At 47.3% G+C, this 21,981-nt stretch carries 19 protein-coding genes; 8 read left to right on the plus strand and 11 right to left on the minus strand.

Going from position 1 to position 21,981, the window contains the following annotated elements:
* Positions 1-27: 27 nt before the first annotated feature.
* Entirely contained in the window at positions 28-921 is an 894-nt protein-coding gene (locus tag QFZ48_RS19625) for a class I SAM-dependent methyltransferase (protein ID WP_429050406.1), read from the minus strand.
* A gap of 25 nt (positions 922-946) precedes the next feature.
* The gene (locus tag QFZ48_RS19630; protein WP_429050405.1) at positions 947-2,494 is read right to left on the minus strand and encodes an acyl-CoA mutase large subunit family protein; all 1,548 of its coding nucleotides are present in this window, start codon (positions 2,492-2,494) and stop codon (positions 947-949) included.
* Positions 2,495-2,516: 22 nt separating this feature from the next.
* Here QFZ48_RS19630 and QFZ48_RS19635 point away from each other — a divergent pair, with 22 nt between their 5' ends.
* Positions 2,517-3,500 carry a M23 family metallopeptidase gene (locus QFZ48_RS19635; protein ID WP_429063312.1) on the plus strand — a complete coding sequence of 328 codons (984 nt, stop codon included), beginning with the start codon at positions 2,517-2,519 and terminating at the stop codon, positions 3,498-3,500.
* Here the strand turns inward: QFZ48_RS19635 and QFZ48_RS19640 are convergent, their stop codons facing one another.
* The 4 genes from QFZ48_RS19640 to QFZ48_RS19655 form a co-directional block, all read right to left on the minus strand.
* Positions 3,501-4,037, minus strand: coding sequence for a hypothetical protein (locus tag QFZ48_RS19640; RefSeq protein ID WP_429063313.1), 537 nt, complete (start codon positions 4,035-4,037; stop codon positions 3,501-3,503).
* 138 nt (positions 4,038-4,175) lie between these two features.
* Positions 4,176-5,369, minus strand: a complete 1,194-nt coding sequence (locus QFZ48_RS19645) for a pyridoxal phosphate-dependent aminotransferase (protein WP_429050402.1) — start codon at positions 5,367-5,369, stop codon at positions 4,176-4,178.
* Between the two features lie 154 nt (positions 5,370-5,523).
* Entirely contained in the window at positions 5,524-6,249 is a 726-nt protein-coding gene (locus tag QFZ48_RS19650; protein WP_429050401.1) for a DUF4397 domain-containing protein, read from the minus strand.
* Positions 6,250-6,273: 24 nt separating this feature from the next.
* Positions 6,274-7,491 carry a serine hydrolase gene (locus tag QFZ48_RS19655; RefSeq protein WP_429063314.1) on the minus strand — a complete coding sequence of 406 codons (1,218 nt, stop codon included), beginning with the start codon at positions 7,489-7,491 and terminating at the stop codon, positions 6,274-6,276.
* A gap of 213 nt (positions 7,492-7,704) precedes the next feature.
* Between QFZ48_RS19655 and secDF the strand changes: the two genes are divergently transcribed.
* The gene (gene secDF / locus QFZ48_RS19660; RefSeq protein WP_429050399.1) at positions 7,705-10,854 is read left to right on the plus strand and encodes a protein translocase subunit SecDF; all 3,150 of its coding nucleotides are present in this window, start codon (positions 7,705-7,707) and stop codon (positions 10,852-10,854) included.
* 91 nt (positions 10,855-10,945) lie between these two features.
* Here the strand turns inward: secDF and QFZ48_RS19665 are convergent, their stop codons facing one another.
* The 5 genes from QFZ48_RS19665 to nusB all read right to left on the minus strand — a co-directional run bounded on the left by QFZ48_RS19665 (position 10,946) and on the right by nusB (position 13,912).
* The gene (locus QFZ48_RS19665; protein ID WP_429050398.1) at positions 10,946-11,248 is read right to left on the minus strand and encodes a HesB/IscA family protein; all 303 of its coding nucleotides are present in this window, start codon (positions 11,246-11,248) and stop codon (positions 10,946-10,948) included.
* 152 nt (positions 11,249-11,400) lie between these two features.
* Positions 11,401-11,997, minus strand: coding sequence for a dephospho-CoA kinase (gene coaE, locus QFZ48_RS19670; protein ID WP_370907955.1), 597 nt, complete (start codon positions 11,995-11,997; stop codon positions 11,401-11,403).
* 131 nt (positions 11,998-12,128) lie between these two features.
* Positions 12,129-12,473, minus strand: coding sequence for a preprotein translocase subunit YajC (gene yajC, locus QFZ48_RS19675; RefSeq protein ID WP_079473333.1), 345 nt, complete (start codon positions 12,471-12,473; stop codon positions 12,129-12,131).
* 31 nt (positions 12,474-12,504) lie between these two features.
* Positions 12,505-12,945, minus strand: coding sequence for a DUF1573 domain-containing protein (locus tag QFZ48_RS19680; protein WP_370907954.1), 441 nt, complete (start codon positions 12,943-12,945; stop codon positions 12,505-12,507).
* Between the two features lie 37 nt (positions 12,946-12,982).
* The gene (gene nusB / locus QFZ48_RS19685) at positions 12,983-13,912 is read right to left on the minus strand and encodes a transcription antitermination factor NusB (protein WP_370907953.1); all 930 of its coding nucleotides are present in this window, start codon (positions 13,910-13,912) and stop codon (positions 12,983-12,985) included.
* A gap of 478 nt (positions 13,913-14,390) precedes the next feature.
* Here nusB and QFZ48_RS19690 point away from each other — a divergent pair, with 478 nt between their 5' ends.
* The 6 genes from QFZ48_RS19690 to QFZ48_RS19715 all read left to right on the plus strand — a co-directional run bounded on the left by QFZ48_RS19690 (position 14,391) and on the right by QFZ48_RS19715 (position 21,981).
* Entirely contained in the window at positions 14,391-14,672 is a 282-nt protein-coding gene (locus QFZ48_RS19690) for a co-chaperone GroES (RefSeq protein WP_079473337.1), read from the plus strand.
* Between the two features lie 50 nt (positions 14,673-14,722).
* The gene (groL, locus tag QFZ48_RS19695; RefSeq protein ID WP_370907952.1) at positions 14,723-16,360 is read left to right on the plus strand and encodes a chaperonin GroEL; all 1,638 of its coding nucleotides are present in this window, start codon (positions 14,723-14,725) and stop codon (positions 16,358-16,360) included.
* 126 nt (positions 16,361-16,486) lie between these two features.
* Positions 16,487-16,966, plus strand: coding sequence for an FKBP-type peptidyl-prolyl cis-trans isomerase (locus QFZ48_RS19700; RefSeq protein ID WP_429050395.1), 480 nt, complete (start codon positions 16,487-16,489; stop codon positions 16,964-16,966).
* A 65-nt stretch (positions 16,967-17,031) separates the two neighbouring features.
* Positions 17,032-17,508 (plus strand): FKBP-type peptidyl-prolyl cis-trans isomerase, encoded by a 477-nt coding sequence (locus tag QFZ48_RS19705; RefSeq protein WP_370907950.1) that lies wholly within the window; start codon positions 17,032-17,034, stop codon positions 17,506-17,508.
* 104 nt (positions 17,509-17,612) lie between these two features.
* The gene (locus QFZ48_RS19710; RefSeq protein ID WP_429050394.1) at positions 17,613-19,040 is read left to right on the plus strand and encodes an L-serine ammonia-lyase; all 1,428 of its coding nucleotides are present in this window, start codon (positions 17,613-17,615) and stop codon (positions 19,038-19,040) included.
* A 130-nt stretch (positions 19,041-19,170) separates the two neighbouring features.
* Entirely contained in the window at positions 19,171-21,981 is a 2,811-nt protein-coding gene (locus QFZ48_RS19715; RefSeq protein ID WP_429063315.1) for a hypothetical protein, read from the plus strand.

Raw genomic sequence — 21,981 nt, forward strand, 5'->3', positions numbered from 1 at the left:
TAATCAGCGAGAAAGACAAAATCCGCTCTAAACCTTGCATTCGTAAACAATAGAGCTGCACCGGTCCACGGTTTTCAGGCCTTTGCGATAGGAGCGGAAGCCATGGAAGAAGCCTTGCAGGAGCCGGCTTTTGCCGGTTTTGTATTTTTCGCTGAGCAGGCTTACGTAGAAGCCGTCGAATACCATCGGGTGTTTTTTGGCCAGTTTGATATGATGCTGTGCAAGTAGTTTTTCCATGGAGCCCGGCGAGAAATGATAGAGATGCCGGGGCACATCGTAGGCGGCCCAGTATTCTTTATAATAGTCGGCGTCGGAGGAGGTGTAGTTGGGAACGGCGATCAGCAGTGCGCCTCCGGGTTTCAGCAGGGTGCGGATGTGATCCAGGTAGCCGTGCAGGTCGTGTACGTGTTCCAGTACATGCCACATGGTAATGGCATCAAATTGCTGCGCAGGTAAAGCATACAGCTGTTCAATGGGCAGTGCCTCCACTTTGTAAATTTCTTTGGCGTTGCGGCGTGCATTTTCATCGGGTTCGAGGCCGGTGACAGTCCAGCCGCCGGTTTGCATATAATGCAGGAATGCCCCGGTGCCGCTGCCTATATCCAGCAGGGTGCCTGTTTTTATACCGCAGGCATTGCGCACCCAGTTTTGTTTGGAGCGCAGCGTAATTTTCCTGACACTGTGATATAAACGGTTAATGAGTCCCTGCTTTGTTTCAGAGTGGGAAATATATTCCTGCGACTGATAGTAGCGGCCTATGTGGGCGCTATCGGGCACATTTTGTGTAAAGCGGCCGCCACAGCCTCCGCAATGGAAGATGTTGAATGTTTCTTTCGATACGGTGTAATCTTTGGCGGTAAGCGCTTCATGTATCTGTGACGAACCACAAAGCGGACAGTTGTTGTAATAGATTAAACTCATTGGACTATTGAATACGCTTATATAATTATTTATACTCTCCCCAAACTTCCCGCAGTACATCTGCAATTTCTCCGAGGGTACATAAGTGTTCCACTGCGGTTACTACAAGGGGCATCAGGTTTTCATCGGTGCCGGCAGCCAGCCGGATCTGTGCCAGCGCGTTTTGCACGGCTGCATTATCGCGGCGTTCCCGTAAGGATTTCAGGCGTTCCGACTGTAAGGTACGGATGCTGTCGTCGATGCGGAATACTTCCGGTGTTACCTGGTCTGATGCTGTAAATTTATTGACACCGATGATTATTTTCTCATTATTTTCAATTTCCTGTTGGTACCTGTATGCGCTCTTTGCTATTTCATCCTGGATGAAACCCTGTTCTATGGCGCTTACAGCTCCACCCATTGCATCAATTTTATGAATCAGTTCCCAGGCTTTGGCTTCTACTTCGTTGGTAAGTGCTTCCACATAAAAAGAACCTGCCAGCGGATCTACGGTATCTGCCACGCCGCTTTCGTAGCCAACAATCTGTTGGGTGCGGAGCGCGATGCGTGCCGCTGCTTCGGTGGGTAACGACAAGGCCTCGTCGTAGCCGTTGGTGTGCAGTGACTGTGTACCGCCCATTGTTGCGGCCAGCGTTTGAATGGCTACACGTACAATATTATTCTGTGGCTGTTGTGCGGTGAGGGTGCTGCCGCCTGTTTGCGTATGGAACCGCAGCATCTGTGCTTTCGGATCGGTAGCGCCCAGCGATTGGGTGATATGCGCCCACATGCGGCGTGCTGCGCGGAATTTGGCTACTTCTTCAAAGAGGTGATTATGTGCATTAAAAAAGAAAGACAACCGCTTGGCAAATACATTGATATCCAGTCCCGTGTCCAGTGCTGCTTTCAGATAGGCCTTCCCGTTAGCCAGCGTGAAAGCCAGTTCCTGCACAGCGTTGGCGCCGGCTTCCCGGATATGATAACCGGAAATAGAAATGGTATTCCACTTGGGCACTTCTTTGCTGCAATAGGCAAAAATATCGGTAATGAGCCGCATGGAGGGCTTTGGCGGATAAATGAAAGTGCCCCTGGCAGCGTATTCTTTCAGGATATCGTTCTGGATGGTGCCGGAAATCTTTTTCAGGTCGGCGCCCTGCCGCTTGGCGAGCGCGATATAAAAAGCCAGCAGGATAAATCCGGTGGCGTTGATGGTCATAGAGGTGGAGATCTGCTCCAGTGAAATATCTTTGAACAGTATTTCCATATCTTCCAGGGAATCTATGGCTACGCCTACTTTTCCCACTTCACCTTCCGACATCGGATGATCCGAATCGTAACCAATTTGTGTAGGCAGGTCGAAGGCCACGCTCAGTCCCATAACGCCCTGTCCCAGCAGGTAATGATACCTTTTATTCGATTCTTCCGCCGTGCTGAAGCCCGCGTATTGCCGCATGGTCCACAGTTTATCGCGGTACATGGTGGCGTGTATGCCACGGGTGTAAGGAAAATCGCCGGGCTGCTCGTCCATAGGCACCGGCTGTGTGTATACCGGTGCTATTACAATGCCTGAATCGGTTTGAATGGTTTTTTCCATAGTATCTAAAACTAGCGTTGCAATGTTACATAATTATTATGGTACTTCGCCGCTGAGAAAAATATTGATATTTTGTGTGAAAGTTTGGCAGGATACTATGATCATTTACTGTTTATTAGGCGCAACGATCGCGCTGGCGTTGTATAGTTTATATCTTGTCTGGAAAGCAGGAAGCCGCCGGCTGACAGCCACCTACAGCTATTTGCTGCTGGGGCTTTCGCTGGGCTGGTTCCTGTATTTATATGGTACCTGGGTGTACCTTTCTATTTATGCCAAGTATATTTTTGGCGGACTTTTATTGCTGAACATGGCCGCTTATGCAGTGCGTAAGCACGATCATGCGGCTAAACCTACGCCGCGGTGGAAACAGGTCAGCAATGGCATTCTTACCTTTATTTTTGTCGTAATGTCTGTGCTGTACTTTACCGGTACTACCGGTAAACCAGCGCGGGTAGCGCTGGCATTTCCGTTTAAGCCGGGTAAATACTTTGTGTTGCAGGGCGGTAAAGGGTTACCTACCAACGTGTTCCACTTTAGTCTGCGGGGGGCTGTTTATGCGATGGATATCGTGAAACTGAACAACTATGGCGGGCGCGCAGGGAAAATATTTTCCCGTAAGCTGGAAGACTATGTGATTTTCGGCGACACGGTGTATGCGCCTTGCGACGGGCTGGTGATGAGGGCGTACAGCAATAACCCGGATAATATACCACCCGCCATGAACCGCGGGCCTAAAAACACCAACCAGGTATTACTGGAAACGCCCGGGTATTACGTGTTTATGGCGCACCTGAAAATGGGAAGCGTGGTGGTACGGGAAGGGCAGTATGTAAAGCGGGGCGACCCGCTTGGCTGCGTCGGCAATTCAGGCTTTAGCTCAGAACCTCACCTGCATATCCAGGTGCATGCTAAAAAGGCCGGCATTCCCTGGTATCAGGGAATGCCGTTGTATATCTTATTTAATGGAAAAAGTTACCTGTTGAATGAGGTGATTAACGCGAAGTGATTACCGCATCAATCTTTTTGCTTCCGCATTAATGATCTGGGAAGTGAGTTCGGCAGGAGATTCGCCGGCCTGTAAAAATACCTCCAATATCTGTTTGTTCAGTTCCATAGCGGGTGCATCCGGTGGCAGTTGCACGGCTACCTGGTTGATCACGGAGATGGTTTGTTCCTTTAATGTTTTCACCGCTTCCCATGTCATGGCCGACACATAGATCTGCTGGGTAACGTTATGTTCGTATTCTGCCTTGATTTGCTGTACCATCGCAATCTGCATATCCACGGCGGTTAAGCCCGGCTGATAAGTGCGTCCTATCAGGCTTTGCGGCGTGATGCGGTCTACATAAAGCGCCATTCTCTCGTAGGCCTGCAGCTGTAAGGGAAGCACGGCAGCATTTACCGGCTGTTCTTTGCTGTCAGTTGTGGTATCTGCTGTTTTATTCTTCTTAAAAAGATCTCTTACCGTTGGGTATACGATTGCCACTGCTCCAACTGCGAGTGCGATGTATAATAGTGTATTCAAGTCAAGACTGCCCATCATATTACTTTATGTGCACAAATATATATAAAGATATTTATATATTGTAGGGTACCGGTTTAAAATAAAAAGGATTACCGGGAGATGTGTACTTTATAACATCCGCCGGTAATCATATTCATCACAAAGATGATCGTTTTGTTAAGCGAGTTTCCCCAGCCAGGTTTTCATTCTTTCCACTCCTTTCTCCAGTTTGTCCATTCCGGTGGCATAAGACAGGCGGATGCAGTTGGGTTGCTGGAAAGCGCCACCGGTAACAGTAGACACGTGGGCTTTATGCAGGAGGTACATGCAAAGGTCGTCTGCGTTTTTAATGTGCGAGTCTTCAAATGATTTGTTGAAGAATGCGCTTACATCCGGGAACATATAAAATGCGCCTTCCGGGTCATTTACCTTTAAACCGGGGATGGTTTTCAGGGCTTCATGAATGTAGGCGCGGCGTTTTTTGAATTCAGCAACCATTTCCACGGCGGTGGTCAGTTCACCGGTGAGGGCTGTGATGGCGGCGCGCTGGGTGATAGAGCAGGTAGCCGAAGTGAACTGGCTCTGGATCTTATCACAGGCTTTGGCAATATCCAGCGGTGCGGCGAGGTAGCCCAAACGCCAGCCGGTCATGGCAAAGCCTTTACTCAGGCCGTTGATGATGACCGTGCGGTTGATCAGATCTCCGAACTGCGCGATGCTTTCATGTTTGCCTTCGTAGTTGATGTATTCATATATTTCATCGGAGATGATGAAGATCTGCGGGTGTTTGGCGAATACGGCAGCCAGTCCTTCCAGTTCTTTTTTGGAATATACGGAACCGGTAGGATTACAGGGAGAGGAGAACATGAACAGCTTTGTTTTTGGTGTGATAGCTGCTTCGAGTTGCTCCGGTGTAATTTTATAATTGCTTTCGATACTGCAGGGAACAAATACCACTTCACCCTGGCAAAGGCTCACCTGTTCTGAATAGGTAACCCAGTAAGGGGTGGGGATGATCACTTCATCGCCGGGGTTTACAATGCTGAGCACTGCATTGGCCAGGCATTGCTTGGCGCCTGTGGATACTACAATTTGCTCCGGCGTATAGTCAAGACCGTTATCTCTCTTTAATTTGTGTACTACTGCCTGTCTTACGTCTGCATAGCCAGCCACGGGTGTATAGTGTGTAAACCCTTCATCAATTGCTTTTTTGGCGGCTTCGCGGATGTGTGCCGGGGTGTCAAAGTCCGGTTCTCCGATGCTGAGGTCCACAATATCTATCCCCTGGGCTTTCAACTCGCGGCCGAGTTTAGCCATTTTAATTGTTTGCGGCTCGGAAATCCGTGACAGCCTGTCTGCTAGTTGATTCATATCATTACATTGAATTGACCGGAACAAACGTACAGAAAAAAACCAGATAATACATGGAAAGATCATTCCCGGCTGCTGTACAAACGCAGAACGGGCCGGATAACCGGCCCGTTCTGCGTTTTATGTTACTGCTTTTTACAGCAATGTAATATTGTTAGTATAAACTGAACATAGCGTTGGTAACCAGTTTGTCGGTACCGGTACTGCCTTTAACGCCTACGATGTAAATGGTATAGAAGTTACCTGCGTTGAAACTGCCGACACGAAGATCAGTGCTGCTTGCCGTGGCAAGTACGGTACCAGTGCCAGCTTCCTTAATGGTGATGGCATTGTTTACGCTGAAGCTGTTGAACAGTTTGAAAGCGCTGGCAGAAGATACATCGCCGTTAAAGTAAACGCGGTTGCTGTCGATTTTTTCAGTACCGATGAATACATCTACCGGGCCTGCGTTTGCGCTCAGGTTCAGGAAACGGATACCGATTTTATCGCGACTGTAGTTGGATTGATCTGTTTTGATAATAGCAGATCTCATGGGGCTTTTATCCCAGATCAGGTAAGTATAGTACTGTGTGGAGTCGAAATTGTAAGTAGTGGTGACCAGCAAGCTGTCGCCTCCTTTCTTCTTCAGGTCAAATTTGTGCAGGCCTCCGTAAACGGCATACCGGGCGTAGAAATTATAAGTGAAATCAGTTTCAGTTACTTTCTGATCATTATCGAAGAAAGTACCTGCGATCATACTGGTGGAACTGTTCAGAATTGAAATCTGTGCCTGTGGTCTTGGTGGTGTGTAATTGTTATCGTTCTTCAGGCAGGAAGATAATCCGATGATTCCTGTCAACAGGGCCACAACTGCCCATACGCGATTTTTCTTGGTTAGCATTTTGCTCTCAGTTTTTAAATTGTGTTATTGATCGGTTGTTTTTTTATCGTTTGGTTCAAAACGGGACAGGTCCGGTAAAATGCTCTTTTTACGTTGGACTTCCGATTCATAAATTATTTCTCCCAGTGCTTTGAGAAAAGGTTTGCCTGTTTTTTCAAAAGCCGGTTGATCATCTCCCAATACACCAGTGGTATTTACAAAAACACTGGCAGACAGCAGAAATTCTGTTTTACTGGTAAAATCAACAATATATGCTGTATCGGTCAGAAATCCGTATGCCCATCCTGGTTTGTTGAAAATCCTGATGTGTTCAGGTATCCGGCTGTTCCGGTCACCTCCAAAAAGCAAAAACCTGGTATATGCCTGATAGTATTGTTCCGGATCATACACCGGATCTGTTGATTCTTCCGGGTGCTGGGACATACATCTGTACAAAAAAAGGTAATCTTTCCCTGTTAAACGGAAACGTTGACGATTTGTTACAGCTTCCGGAAAAATTATGCTGCGCAGGATATTATGCAGGTCGGAGAGGGGCAGTTTATTCCGGTGGGAGAAGTTCATGGGTTGGTGCTCGAGGTGGTCGAGGTGATTGTACCAGGCGTTCCCGGCAAAGTCTTCCCGCGGGGAAAACTCCAGGCTGCTGCAGCATGCGGGTTGCTGGTAAAGGATCCTGTTCCCTTCGCGGAAGCTGACGGCGTTGGTATGCCGGTTGGCTTCCTCGTAGAGGGGAAGTCCCACCCGGTGGCGGATCTGGGCCTGGGAATATCCCATTTCCCATAACCGGCGGTTAAAAGGTTCCTGCCCTATAAACTCGTAAAGGCGGTTATAGGCGTCGTTGTCGCTGATAAGGAATATTTTTTTTATATAATGGGCTACAGACGGGAGGCCGGAAGCCGCGGAATGGTCGTGGCGCACGCCGGTATTCACATCCGGGAGCGGCGCTGTAAAAAAAGGCGTATCGCGATCGAGGCCGGGGACCTGCAGATCGTTCAGCTTTTCCAGTGCCAGTGCCACTGCCGGCAGTTTTACCGTGGAGGCGGGATAGAAGTAGGTATCCGGCGACACACCATAATAATAGTCTGTGAAGTGAGGCCGCTGCTGCCCGTCCCGGTCTATGCGGGTAAAAATCACCTGTAAACGGTAAGTGGAAGGATCGCTGAACACAGCGCCTAACCGGCTTTTTTGACTTTTCAGCAAAGCTTCCAGAAAATTATCTGTTGCCGGATAATGTTGGGTTTGCATATATTTGTCGTTGTTATGGATTGTAAAGCAAAGGAATATATTTAAAAAGACCAGAATCCGGGAGCTGCAGATTTAAAAAAAGTGTGCCAACCAACCTGCAAAGGCAAGCGCATATTGATTTTGCGTGTCTTTTAACAAGGACTTTAATATATCGATTTAAATTCTATCTTTGCAACTCTTAAAATTTTTTTTTATAAACCCGAAACAAACAGTATGCAACTTAAAGGACTGGTAAGATTTTTTGCCATCGCACTGATCCTTATCTCTTTGTACCAATTGTCCTTCACGTTTTTGGTGCGGAACTATGAGAAGAAGATAGAGCAGCAGGCCGAGAACGATGTGGCCAAGCAATACCCTACACCTGAAAAGAAATATCCAGGCAGTTCGGAACTGCAGGGCTTCTACTCAGATACCCTCAAAGGGTTTATTAAACAGAGGAGACAAGAGATTGTGGACAGTACCAGCAGCACAAAAATTGCAGGCTTTCCATGGAATGTCACCTATACCAAGGCCAAAGAGAAAGAACTGAATCTCGGTCTGGACCTGGTAGGTGGTATGAACGTAGTACTGGAAGTAAGCGTGGAAGATGTTATCCGCGCATTATCCGGTCAATCCAAGGATGCTGCTTTTAACAAAGCGCTGGAAAGGGCAAATGAGCTGAAGAAAACTAACCAGGCCGATTTTGTTACTTTATTCGGACAAGCATACGCCGAGGTAGCACCACAGGGTAAACTGGCTTCTATTTTTGCAAATGCCTACCAGAAGGACATCACCTTCAATTCCTCCAATCAGCAGGTGCTGGACATGATCCGCAAGGAATCACGTGTTGCCATTAAGAATACCTATATCGTACTGCAAAAACGTATTGATAAATTTGGTGTGGCACAACCTAATATCAGCCTGGATGAAAATAAAGGACTGATCTCCGTGGAACTCGCCGGTGTTGATAACGCCGCCCGTGTACACAAATACCTGCAGGCAACTGCCAACCTGGAATTCAGGGAAGTATACAAGAACTCTCCGGAGTTTATCCAGAATGTATTATCCCCGGTGAACGATGCTGTAAGAAATGCTAAGGCCGCAGTTACCGCTGCTCCTGCCGCTACACCGGATTCAGCTGCTGCTGCTACCACCGCTGCTGCGAAGGATACCGGTAAAGATGCCAGCCTGACAGATTATCTGTCTAAAAAAGATACCAGCAAAAATGCCAGCAAAGAACTGCAGCTGAAAGAACAACAGGCGCAGAACCCGCTGTTCATGGTATTATTCCCTAACGTAGATCCACAATCCGGCTCAGTTTATCCGGGTCCGTCTATTGGAAGGATTTTACCAAAAGATACCGCTACTTTCAACCGTTACATGGAACTGCCGGCTGTAAAGTCGATCCTGCCGAAAGACCTGGTATTTGCGTTTGGTGCTGAAAATAAAGAAGATAAACACGGACCTTTAGCGGTATATGCGCTGAAAGTGAACCCGGCCAGCCCTGAACCCCGTGTTGGTGGCGCAAGCATCGTTGATGCCCGTCAGGACATGGACCAGAACAACCAGCCGGAAATCAGCATGACCATGGATAATGAAGGCGCCCACCAGTGGAAAAAACTGACCGGTGAACTGGCTCCTACTAATCCAAAAGATCCCGCTACCTTTAATTATGTAGCAGTAGTGCTCGATAACATCGTTTACTCTGCCCCTTCTATACAGGGTGAAATTGCCGGTGGCCGTTCCTCTATCAGTGGTAGCTTTACCATTGAAGAAGCGAATGACCTCGCCAACATCCTGAAATCCGGTAAGATGCCGGCTCCTGCACAAATTGTACAGGAACAGATCGTAGGACCAACCCTCGGCGCTGAATCTATTGCCGCCGGTGCGAAATCCTTTATGATCTCCTTCGGAATCATCTTCGTACTCATGCTGGTGTACTACAACTCAGCCGGCTGGGTAGCTAACATTGCACTGGTACTGAACCTGCTGTTTACCTTTGGTATCCTGGCTTCTATGGGTGCTACGTTAACAATGGCCGGTATTGCCGGTATGGTACTCACCATCGGTATGGCGGTAGATACCAACGTAATCATCTTTGAAAGGATCAAGGACGAGCTGACGCATGGTAAATCTTACCACGATGCCGTGGCGGAGGGCTACAAACGCTCTTATGCACCTGTACTCGATGGTCACGTTACCTCCCTGCTCACCGCCTTCATCCTGTTCTACTTCGGTTTAGGTCCGGTACTGGGCTTCGCCACCACACAGATCATAGGTTTGTTCCTGTCCCTGTTCTGCGGTATCCTGGTTTCCCGTATGGTAACTGATTTCTGGATGAAGAGAAAAAGACATTTTGAATACTTCACACCTATTTCCCGTAAGGTATTCAAACATGCCGCTTTTGATTTCGTAGGCAAACGTAAATATGCTTATATCATCTCCGCCTTTGTAATGGTGGCAGGTGTTTCTTCCTTCTTCCATGGCTTCGACCACGGTATCGATTTCTCCGGCGGCCGCAGTTATACTGTTCGCTTTGAGCACCCGATGAACCGCGAAGAAGTGGCAGATGTGCTGAAGAAAGAATTTGACTCAGAAGTATTCGTTAAAACTATCGGCAGCACCAACCAGCTGAGCATCACTACTGCTTACAAAATTGAGCAGCAGAGCCTGGCGGTTGATAAAGAAGTGGCTGATAAGTTATATAATGGCCTGAAGAAGTTCTATGACGCTTCCGTAACGCCTGACGTATTTACCTCCCGTTACATTGTAGGTTCGCAAACAGTATCGCCTACCATTTCCGATGACCTGCGTGCAGGTGCGGTGAAGGCAACGATCCTGTCTATTGTAGTGATCTTCCTGTACATCCTGTTACGTTTCAGCAAGTGGCAGTACTCTATCGGTACTATCTTCTCTTTGCTGCACGACGTACTGGTTACGCTGGCAGTATTCTCCTGGTGCAGATCCTTTGTACCGTTTACACTGGAAATTGACCAGCACTTTATTGCTGCGATCCTGACGGTGATTGGTTTCTCCATGAACGATACCGTGATTGTGTTTGACCGTATCCGTGAGTACTTCAGGACCGGCGCTCATGGCCGCGACAGGGATACCGTGATCAATAAAGCGATCAACGATACCCTGAGCCGTACCATTATGACGTCGCTGACCGTATTCCTGACCATCCTGATCCTGTTTGTATTTGGTGGTGAAGTTACCCGTGGTTTCGCTTTCGCGATGCTGATTGGTGTGATCACCGGTACTTACTCTTCTATCTTCGTTGCGGCACCAGTACTGGTTGACTTCGACAAGAAGAATCAGCTGGCCAATGAAGGTGAGTCAGTGGAAGTGGTGGCCAAGAAAACGGCTCCTGCTGCCAAATAAGTAAGATCTAACTGAAATAATGTTTGATAAATAAAAACCTCCTGGCTTGCCAGGAGGTTTTTTTATGCAGTATCTTTTTGGGAGATATTTATCAGCTGGCCGGCTGCCTGAATACAAACCCGGCGGCTTCGCTTCCCTGCTGGTAGTCTATTTCCATGCCCATGAGGTACATGCCATGTGCTTTTTTCATGATCACAGGGATGCCGGATATCTCAAAGAGGTCGTCGTCTTCCATGCGGGCATCGAAGCCGAGCATATAGGCAACACCGGAACAACCTCCGCCTTTTACGCCTACCCGCAGGTAGGGGGCTTCTGTATTCCCCTGTAACAATTGTTTCACTACTTCAGCAGCACTGGCCGTAAGTTGAATGGGAGACCTGTTCACGTTATCCATTATCCGTATTTTTTTCAAAGTTAGGGAAAACCAGGGGCGGTTTTGCCTGCTGGTATACCCGAGGTAAGTGGTGGGTGTAGTTAACGCAAAGACGCTTTAAACATGGTATAAACCGGGGGTATGTACGCCTTTGAGGTGGACTTGAAGCGCAATTACTTTGCTGTGGCCAGTTCCAGGAACTTTTTATGGAGGTCGAGTACCTGCGGAATCACCATATGCTGCTCATCGTTATAGATCACGTGGTCGCTGAGGCGCATTTTGATGGTTTCGTCAATTTGCTTGTACATACGTGCCAGTACTTCATTGCGGGTTACGTTGTCGCGTTTCATGACGCGGTGTATGCGCAGTGGCTGGGGGGCGAAAACGGCGATTACCTGATCGAGGTGGTGAAAGGATTCTGTTTCAAAGAGGAGAGCGGCCTCTTTCAGTACGTAGGGGGTGTGTTGTTGTTGGGCCCAGTTGTCGGAATCCCGTATGGTGGCCGGGTGTACGAGGGAGTTGAGGAGAGCGAGCTTGTCTTTGTCGTTGAAAACGATATTTCCGAGGAGTTTGCGGTTTAAGGCGCCGTGGGCATCGTACATTTCTTCGCCGAAGTGGTGTTTTACCTGTGCAGCCAGTTCGGGGTCGCGGACCATAATATCTTTGGCCCGGTCGTCCGCGTAGTACACGGGAACGCCCAATAATTCGAATATTCTACTAACGGTGCTTTTGCCGGAGCCAATGCCTCCGGTGATTCCAATCTTTAACATAGCCCCCAATTTATAAAAAAATACGAATTACCCATATGAATTACGGAGTTACGGGCAGATGCCGTGGAATAGATCCGCGAAAATCATCTGCCTGTAACTCCGTAAACAGTAATTACTCTGATTCGTAATGCTTATTTAGTTTCAGCTGCTTTTTGCTGAGCAGTGGTGTATTCCATGCTGATAGCAGAGCGTTCGATAGTGAAGCTGGTGCCTGGGCTAACTTCCATCAGAACGGTGTTGTTGTCGTTCATTTTCTTCACTTTACCGTGGATACCGGCGATAGTGACGATTTTATCACCTTCTTTCAGGTTATCGATAAATTGTTTCTGCAGTTTTGCTTTTTTAGTTTGAGGCCTAATCATGAAAAGCCACATAACGACAATCATACCGCCAAAAAACAGGAAAGAAACCCAGGAGTTACCACCGCCTTGGGCACCGCCCTGAGGCGCCATTAATAAAATGTTCAGGATGTTCATCTCTATAATTGATTTAATAGTTTTGTCCGGACTACTTGGTAATGATATTGCATTGGATCTTAGGTCCTACCACATAACCGTCTTTATTGTTGATTTTAACAGAAATTTCTTTCTCGGTATAGCCTGATTTTCCGTGGCTGTCGAAAATAACCTTCATGTAACCGGACTGACCGGGTTTGATGGGTTCTTTTGGCCATTCCGGTACGGTACAACCGCAGCTGGAGATGGCATCTTCGATGAGCAGCGGGCTGGTGCCTGTATTGGTGAATTTAAAGGAGTACTCTACTTTTTCACCTGCTACAATTTCTCCAAAGTTATGCACCTTTTCTTCAAAGGTGAGTGCGGAGGATTGACCAGTTTCGATTTTTTGTCCGTTACCGGCTGCCTCAGCAGCGGTATTATTTTTTGCACTATTGTTACAAGCCGCCATCAGCAGGCTTCCACAGGCGAGTAAACAGAACAGTTTTTTCATGGCATTGCTATTTTACGGTAAAAATAACTTTTCCCACTTACTTTTTCGGACGGTCCTGTTTCTGTACCAGCTGTTCTTTTTCCAGGTCTTTCAGAATGTTATCCAGGATACCGTTGATAAACTGGCCGCTCTGAGGTGTGCTATAGGCTTTCGCCAGGTCTATATATTCGTTGATAGTTACTTTGGTAGGAATGGTGGGGAAGTAGAGAAACTCGCATACACCCATTTCCATCAGTAACATATCTACTGCAGCGATACGTTCAGAATCCCAGTTTTGTAATTTGGGCTTGATCAGTTCGAGGCAGTATTCCTTTTTGTCGATTACTGTGAGCAGAAGTTCCTTTGCATAATCCAGTTTTTCTTTACTGATCAGCTGCAGGAAATTGAAGAGATGCGGCTTATTGAAATAGTTATTGATCAGAATGCCCATCATTTCTTCGTCGTCGCCCCAGTGGAGGAAGGTATCTTCCATATGTTGAAGGAACGGCTCGCTTTTCGCCAGTATTTCTTTATAGATGAATTCCAGTATTTCCTTTTCACCGGCTTTAGTGCGGCTACCTTCCGCCGCGTAGGCTTTGTAGGTATCTGTGGCTACCAATTGATTATAAAGCTTTCTGAGCAGATCATCATCTGTTTGCAGCTTCATTTTCCATTGGTCCAGGTTTACCTGGAAGCCTTTGTCGCTGGTTATCTGGTAAATAAACTCATTTCCTGCAATTTTGGTGTTCACCTGCAGGTCCTCGGCAGAGGGTAAGTGTTTGGAAGCACGGGCGTGCGCATCAATTTCGGCGTATTGTGCTACCTGTACCACTGAGTTAAGTAAGTAGGTAAAGATCTGACAGGTTTGGTCCAGCTTTTCGTTTAAAAGTCTGGTGGCCGTGCCTGGCTTAATACTGCTTTGCTCCATCGTTTCCAGGGCATAAAGTGTTTGCATTACTTTTACCCGGATATTTCTTCTACTGATCATCTTATAAAAAAGAACTGGTATAAGGGCGCAAAAGTAGAGAAAAATTTCCATATTCGAAGCGGAGTTTGTCGCGGAGCTTGTAGCGGAGGTTGTCTTTCTCACTGATTCCCCTGATTATACTGATTAATTGTTTTTTTGATTTTTTTTAATGATTTTTAGAAAGATGTATTTATGTGCCTTATTATTCCTGGAAAAATACCCTGGTTGGTTAATAATAAATCAAGAGAATCAGGGCAAAAGACAATCTTCGCAAAAAAATAATATCCTTTTAATCAGCATAATCAGGGGAATCAGTGAGAAAGACAAAATCCGCGAAATCCGCCTAGCTGTCATTTTTTCGGGTTGTTTGTCATGATTTGTCAGTATGGAAGCAAGTCGATACCTTCGTGACCTGTAAATTTGACCCGAAAACCGCCTTGGCACAATTCTCGTGGACGGAAGGAACAATCACAAACATCTTTTTTAAATAAAAACTACTATGGCTAAACAATTAAGTATTAAACCTTTAGCTGACAGGGTAATCGTGAAACCTGCAGCAGCAGAAGAGAAGACAGCTGGTGGTATCATTATCCCCGATACTGCAAAAGAAAAACCTGTGAGAGGCACCGTGGTGGCTGCCGGTCCTGGTAAAAAAGATGAACCGATCACTGTAAAGGTAGGTGATACTGTACTCTATGGTAAATACTCTGGTCAGGAACTCCCTATCGAAGGCGAAGATTACTTAATCATGCGTGAATCTGATATCCTGGCGATCGTTTAAGAGCTGTCTGCGATATGAATTAATTCCTAAAAGAAAAATCTCAAAGTATTATGGCAAAACAAATTTTCTTCAATATAGACGCCCGCAACAAGATGAAGAAAGGCGTTGACACCCTGGCTGATGCTGTTAAAGTAACCCTGGGCCCTAAAGGCCGTAACGTAGTGATCGAGAAAAAATTCGGCGCTCCGGGTGTAACTAAAGATGGTGTTACCGTTGCAAAAGAAATTGAACTCGAAGACGCAATCGAAAATATGGGTGCGCAGATGGTGAAGGAAGTAGCTTCCAAAACTGCTGATCTGGCAGGTGATGGTACTACTACTGCTACCGTTCTGGCACAGGCTATCATCGGCGACGGTTTGAAAAACGTAGCTGCCGGTGCTAACCCAATGGATCTGAAACGTGGTATCGACAAAGCTGTGAAAGCGGTTGTTGAAAACCTGAAAAAACAGTCCGAAAAAGTTGGTAACGATACACAGAAGATCGAGCAGGTTGCTTCCATCTCTGCCAACAACGACAGCGAAATTGGTAAACTGATTGCCCAGGCAATGCAGAAAGTAACCAAAGACGGTGTTATCACTGTAGAAGAAGCAAAAGGTACCGACACTACTGTTGAAGTAGTAGAAGGTATGCAGTTCGACCGTGGTTACCTGTCTCCTTACTTCATTACCAACAGCGAAAAAATGCAGGCTGAACTGGCTAACCCTTATATCCTGATCTACGATAAAAAGATCAGCACTATGAAGGATATCCTGCACATCCTGGAAAAAGTTGCTCAGCAGGGCGCTCCGCTGGTAATCATTTCCGAAGATCTGGAAGGTGAAGCACTGGCTACCCTGGTGGTAAACAAACTGCGTGGTACCCTGAAAGTTGCTGCTGTTAAAGCTCCTGGCTTTGGCGACAGAAGAAAGGATATGCTGCAGGACATCGCTACCCTCACCGGTGGTATCGTTATCAGCGAAGAACAAGGTTACAAACTGGAAAATGCTGACCTGACTTACCTCGGTAAAGCAGAATCTATCACTATCGATAAAGACAATACTACTGTTGTAGGTGGTAAAGGCGAAAAAGAAGCGATCCAGTCCCGTATCGGACAGATCAAAGCGCAGATCGAAGTAACTACTTCTGACTACGACCGCGAAAAATTACAGGAACGCCTGGCTAAATTAAGTGGTGGTGTGGCTGTACTGTACGTTGGTGCTGCTACTGAAGTAGAAATGAAAGAAAAGAAAGATCGCGTAGACGACGCATTACACGCTACCCGCGCTGCCGTTGAAGAAGGTATCGTTCCTGGTGGTGGTGTTGCTTACATCCGCGCTATCGAAGCCCTGGATTCACTGAAAGGTGCTAACAACGACGAGCAGACCGGTATTGCCATCGTTAAACGCGCTATCGAAGAACCATTACGTCAGATCACTGCCAACGCAGGTATCGAAGGTTCTATCGTAGTACAGAAAGTGAAAGAAGGTAAAGCTGATTTCGGTTTCAACGCACGTACAGAAGTTTTCGAAAACTTACTGGCTGCCGGTGTTATCGATCCAACTAAAGTTACCCGTATTGCACTGGAAAATGCTGCGTCTATCGCTTCTATGCTGCTGACTACCGAATGTGTAATCGCAGACAAACCGGAACCTAAATCTGCTGCTCCTGCTATGGGCGGTGGTGGCCACGGTATGGGCATGGACTACTAATATCAAGAATAATCATAAAAACTCCTGCAGGCAAGGTCTTGCAGGAGTTTTTTTATGCGGATCACCTTTCCGCTGTAACTTTATCATAAGATTTCCGTTTAATAACGAGATAGTAAACAGCAGCGGATGAATACAGTTGTAAAAATAATTTGCGCAAGCCTGCTTTTGATACTGGGCGCCTGTTCAAAGAACAGCAGCTCGGAGGAACTCAGGATGGGTGGAGTCACAGAAAATGCCATCCAGCAATACCTGCACGAGCATAATGAAACCGCGATCCGGGACGTTTCGGGACTTTATTACCGGGTAGACGCTCCGGGAGACAGTACCCATTTCGTGAAAGCAACCTCCATCCCCACCGTTATTTATACCAATTATTTAATTACGGGCGAAGTAGTAGGTACCTCCGTAGGGCCCACCGATTTCGATCACAGGATGCTTAAGAACCATATTCCTGGCTGGCAGATAGGGCTGCAGAAGATTTCCCAGGGAGGAAAGATCAGGTTGTATATCCCATCCGCCCTCGCCTATGGCTCTGTGGGCGTTAACGGTGTTATCCCGCCCAACGCCATTCTTATTTCTGACCTGGAACTGGTAAGTATCCGGTAGATGTATTATCTTATACCAATTGTATTTTCACCTTTTAATTATACTAAAACTGAAACCGTAACTGTATGAAGAAAGTTTTTCTGTTGGGAGGATTATTCCTGTTAGTGCTTGCCGCCTGTTCAAAAAAAGATGATGCACCTGCCTATAACGCTATTGCACAATATGATGCTGACTCCGCAAAAATTGTAGCGTATATCGCCGCCAATAATCTCACCAATGTGCAACATGATCCCCGTGGCCTTTTTTACCAGATTATAACAAAAGGAACCGGCGATTCTGTTAATGCCGCTGCAAATGTATGGGTATCCTACAAAGGCCAGTTGCTGGATAAAACGGTTTTTGACAGCAGCGACAGCGCCAGGTTTGACCTTGATAAAGTGATCACCGGATGGACGATCGGGATTCCTAAAATCCGGAAGGGTGGAGAAATCAACCTGATTATTCCTTCTATTTATGCTTACGGCCCGACGGCCTATTCTAAAATCCCGGCGAATTCAGTACTGGTATTCAACGTGAAGCTGAAAGATTATGTGAATAAATAATGGAGAAAGAAATAACGTGAAGCGGTACCGGTTCTGCCGGTACCGCTTTTCCATTTGTATTATTCCCCCGCTTTCCGTTAATTTTACAGATAAATAAAAAATTAGTGGCACACGAATGTATTTCCGTATTTGACATTTTTAAGATAGGCGTTGGCCCTTCCAGTTCCCATACCTTAGGCCCGTGGCGCGCAGCATTGCGTTTCCTGGATCAGTTGGAGCAGGCTGGCAAACTGGCGGCCGTTAATAAAGTACAGGTATTATTATATGGCTCTCTTGCCAAAACAGGTCACGGGCATGGCACCGACATTGCGGTACAACTGGGCCTCTGCGGGGATGATCCGGTAACTTTTGACGTGAACCAGATCAATCCTAAAATGGATGATATCCGCCGCAGCCGCCGGATGAAGATAGCGGGTAAGTATGAAATAGATTTTGATCCCGTTGAAGATATTGACTTCCTCTTTGAAGAATCCCTGCCGTTTCACCCCAATGCCCTTACTTTCCTGGTTACCCTGATGGATGGTGAACAGCTGGCTTCCACCTGGTATTCCATTGGTGGTGGTTTTGTAGTGCAGGAGGGGGATGCAGGCGGTGGCGCCCAGCAGGTGGATCTGCCCTTCCCGATAGATACTGCCCGCCAGCTGCTGCAGTGGTGCATTAAAACCGGGTACAGCATTTCTGAACTGGTGATGGAAAATGAACACGCCTGGCGTTCGGAAGAACAAACCCGGCAAGGGCTGTTGAACATCTGGCGCGTGATGCAGGAATGTACCTTCCGTGGCTGTCATACCGGTGGGGAGTTACCCGGCGGACTGAAAGTTGGCCGCCGTGCGGCAGTACTCAACAAAAAATTATTAAAGGGCCGTACCTATACTGACTATGCCTCCTGGATTGACGCCATCAGGGCGGGTGGAGAGCATTTCAGCTATACGCTCGATTGGGTTAGCTGTTTTGCGCTGGCCGTAAACGAAGAAAATGCATCGTTCGGAAGAGTAGTAACGGCGCCTACCAATGGCGCTGCAGGCGTTATTCCGGCAGTTTTACAATATTTCATTGCTTTCTGTGATGGTTTCCAGGAAGAAAAGATCCAGCAGTTCCTGCTTACGGCTTCTGAAATAGGCAGCATCTTTAAAAAGCGCTCCACCATTTCGGCAGCCATGGGCGGATGCCAGGCAGAGATAGGTGTATCTTCTGCCATGGCGGCGGCAGCGCTTACCGAGTGCATGGGAGGTTCCCAGCGCCAGGTACTGATGGCGGCGGAGATAGCGATGGAACATCACCTGGGCCTCACCTGCGATCCTATTGGCGGATTGGTACAGATACCTTGTATAGAACGGAATACAATGGGCGCCATCAAAGCGATTACGGCATCTCAACTGGCGCTGCAAAGCAATCCTGAGCTGGCAAAGGTTTCCCTTGACGCGGTAGTAAAAACCATGTGGGAAACAGCACAGGATATGAATTCAAAATATAAGGAAACTTCCGACGGAGGACTGGCTGTAAATATTCCTATCAGCCTGCCGGAGTGTTAAAAGATACCAGGTAACGAATTACAGATTTAAAAGCAGATTACGGCGAATATCGGTTATAATATAAGGAAAGAACCATATATTCGTTTATACGTTATCATCATCTGCTTAGATCCGTAATTCGTTATTTTTTATGCGTGTTATCCTTGCCATTACTCTTCTTTCCTTTTCCCTTTCTTTATCGGCGCAGCAATTCGGAGGTAATCCGCCTTCGCTGAAATGGCAACAGATCAACACAGATACAGTGCGGGTGATTTTCCCTCATGGGATGACCGGGCAGGGTGAGCGGGTCGCCAACCTGGTTCACTATCTTAACCGTTATACCCGGTCTTCTATTGGCAGTCTTCAAAAAAAAGTAAGTATTGTATTGCAGAATCAAACGCTGCAATCTAACGGATATGTACAACTCGGCCCTTTTCGCTCTGAATTTTACCTGACACCACCTCCTAGCTCGCTCGATCTGGGCTCTCTTAACTGGGTAGACCAGCTGGCTGTGCACGAGTACCGGCACGTATTGCAGAACATGAACTTCCGGCAGGGGGTATCCAAAGTGTTTTCTATTCTTGGCGGGCAGCTGGGGCAAGCAGCGGTAACCAATATCGCAGTACCCAACTGGTTCTGGGAAGGTGATGCCGTGGTAATGGAAACTGCGTTAACGCCGCAGGGCAGGGGACGGCTCCCGGGTTTCTTTGACGGCTTCCGTGGCCTTTCGCTGGCGGGTAAACATTACGCCTATATGAAAATCCGTAATGGTTCCTATGTAGATTATGTACCGGATCATTACCCGCTGGGATATATGATGACCAGTTATGGCCGGGAGCATTACGGACACACGTTCTGGAGAAACGTGACCAGTGATGCCGTTCGTTTCCGCGGTGTGTTTTACCCATTGTCGCACAGCCTGAAGAAGAGAACAGGTATGAATGTAACCGGCTTTTATAATGCCGTGCTGAAAGAATACCAGCCGCTGTGGAATAATTATGCCGCCCGGCCGGATACCACGCCGGCGCAGCCTTTGCTGCCGGTTGCCAAACCAGTTACCAACTATAACTATGTATACAGTGCAGGTAATAATGAATGGGTGATATTAAAAAATGCCTGGAATAGAGTGCCCGGTATTTACCGGTTGAATGCTTCCGGCGAAGAACGTTTGCTGGTACGTCCCGGTATTTTATACGATGACTTTTTCAGTTACCGCAATGGCCGCGTGGTATGGGCTGCTGCCCGTTTCGATGCGCGGTGGGGCTGGAAGGATTTTTCCGTGATCCGGGTGTGGGATAACGCTACCGGGCATACGAAAACTGTTTCCCCGAAGGGGAAATTCTTCTCCCCGGATATCAGTGAAAATGGAGAAAAGGTAATAGCAGTGGCTACCACCACTGAAATGAAATACAGCCTGCAGTTGATCAATGCGCGTACAGCATTGGTGGAGAAGCAGTTGCCCAACCCGGAAAACTGGTATTATACCTATCCGCGTTTTGCTGCCGGTGAACAGGCCGTGATCAGTGCGGTAAGAAATAATAAGGGAGAGATGGCGTTGGTTGAGCAGTCGCTCGCTACGGGCGAAAGCACCATGCTTACGCCGTTCAGTTATACTGTAATGGGTATACCGGTTGTGAGCGGGGATACGGTTTATTTCACCAGTGGCCTGAAAGATGTGAACAACGTATATGCGATTACGTTAGCAGATAGAAAAACGTATGAAGTCACCGACAGGGGGAACAGTGCGCTGCATATGGCAGTAGATCCGGCAGGCGACAGTCTCGTTTTCAGTGAATTCACCGTGAAAGGATACAAGCTGTATCACGCTGCGTTGAACAAAGCCGCCTGGGAACCCGCCGACGTAAGTAAAGACGGGCGCAGCGCCTGGCTGCAGCCTCATTTTAAAGAAGGTGGTAATATCCTGGAGCTGGCGCCGCATGATTCCCTGCCGGTGAAGAAGTATCCGCAGTTCACCCGTCCATTTAACTTCCACAGCTGGGTACCATCTTTTAATGACCCGGATTACAGTATTTCACTGATCGGTGAAAATATATTGAGCACTACGTCTACCAGTATCGGCTATACGTACAACCGGAATGAGGGTAGCTCGGATTTCGCGGCAGGCTTTACTTTCGGGGGCTGGTTCCCGGTATTATCAGTAGGAGCCGACTATACCATTAACCGTAATGGGCTGGATCAGAACCGGCAACGGGTGTACTGGAATGAGGCCACTGCGCATGTGGGCTTCAGTATCCCGTTGAACCTGTCGTCGGGACTTTACAGCCGCAGTGTATCTTTCGGTAGTAATTACAATATCCGTCACCGTTACCTGGACAGCAAGTACAAAGGACACGATCTGCAGTTCCTGACCAACACCATCATCTTTAACAACCAACGGATCAAGGCAGTACAAAACATTTACACACATTTCGGGCAGTATCTCGCGGTGCAGTATAACAGTTCTGTGTCGGGCTTGTATGCCGAACAGCTGTATGCGCGGCTGGATCAGTATTTGCCGGGATTATGGCAGAATCATAACCTGGTATTGCAGGCCGCTTATCAGCAACGCGATAATGCGTTCAATTATACTTTCACGGATAATTTCGTATATGCGAGAGGGTATAATACGCCGTCGTATACGCGTATTTATAAACTGGGAGCAAACTATCATCTGCCGTTGGTATATCCCGACTGGGGCTTTGCGCAGATCCTGTATTTCAACCGTATCCGGGCTAATTTGTTTTACGATTACAGCATGGCTAATTTTTCCCGTAACAATGTGGATATCAATACCCGTTATACTTCTGCCGGTACCGAGTTATTCTTTGATACACGCATAGGTAATGCGCTGCCTTTTACGTTTGGCGTGCGTTTCAGTCACCTGTTTGACCAGGACCCCGTAGACAATGCGCAGAACCGGTTTGATTTTATTATACCGATCCAGCAGTTGTTTAATTATTAG

It is taken from the genome of Chitinophaga sp. W2I13 (genome assembly GCF_050434005.1).
In the GTDB taxonomy this organism is placed as follows: Bacteria; Bacteroidota; Bacteroidia; order Chitinophagales; family Chitinophagaceae; genus Chitinophaga.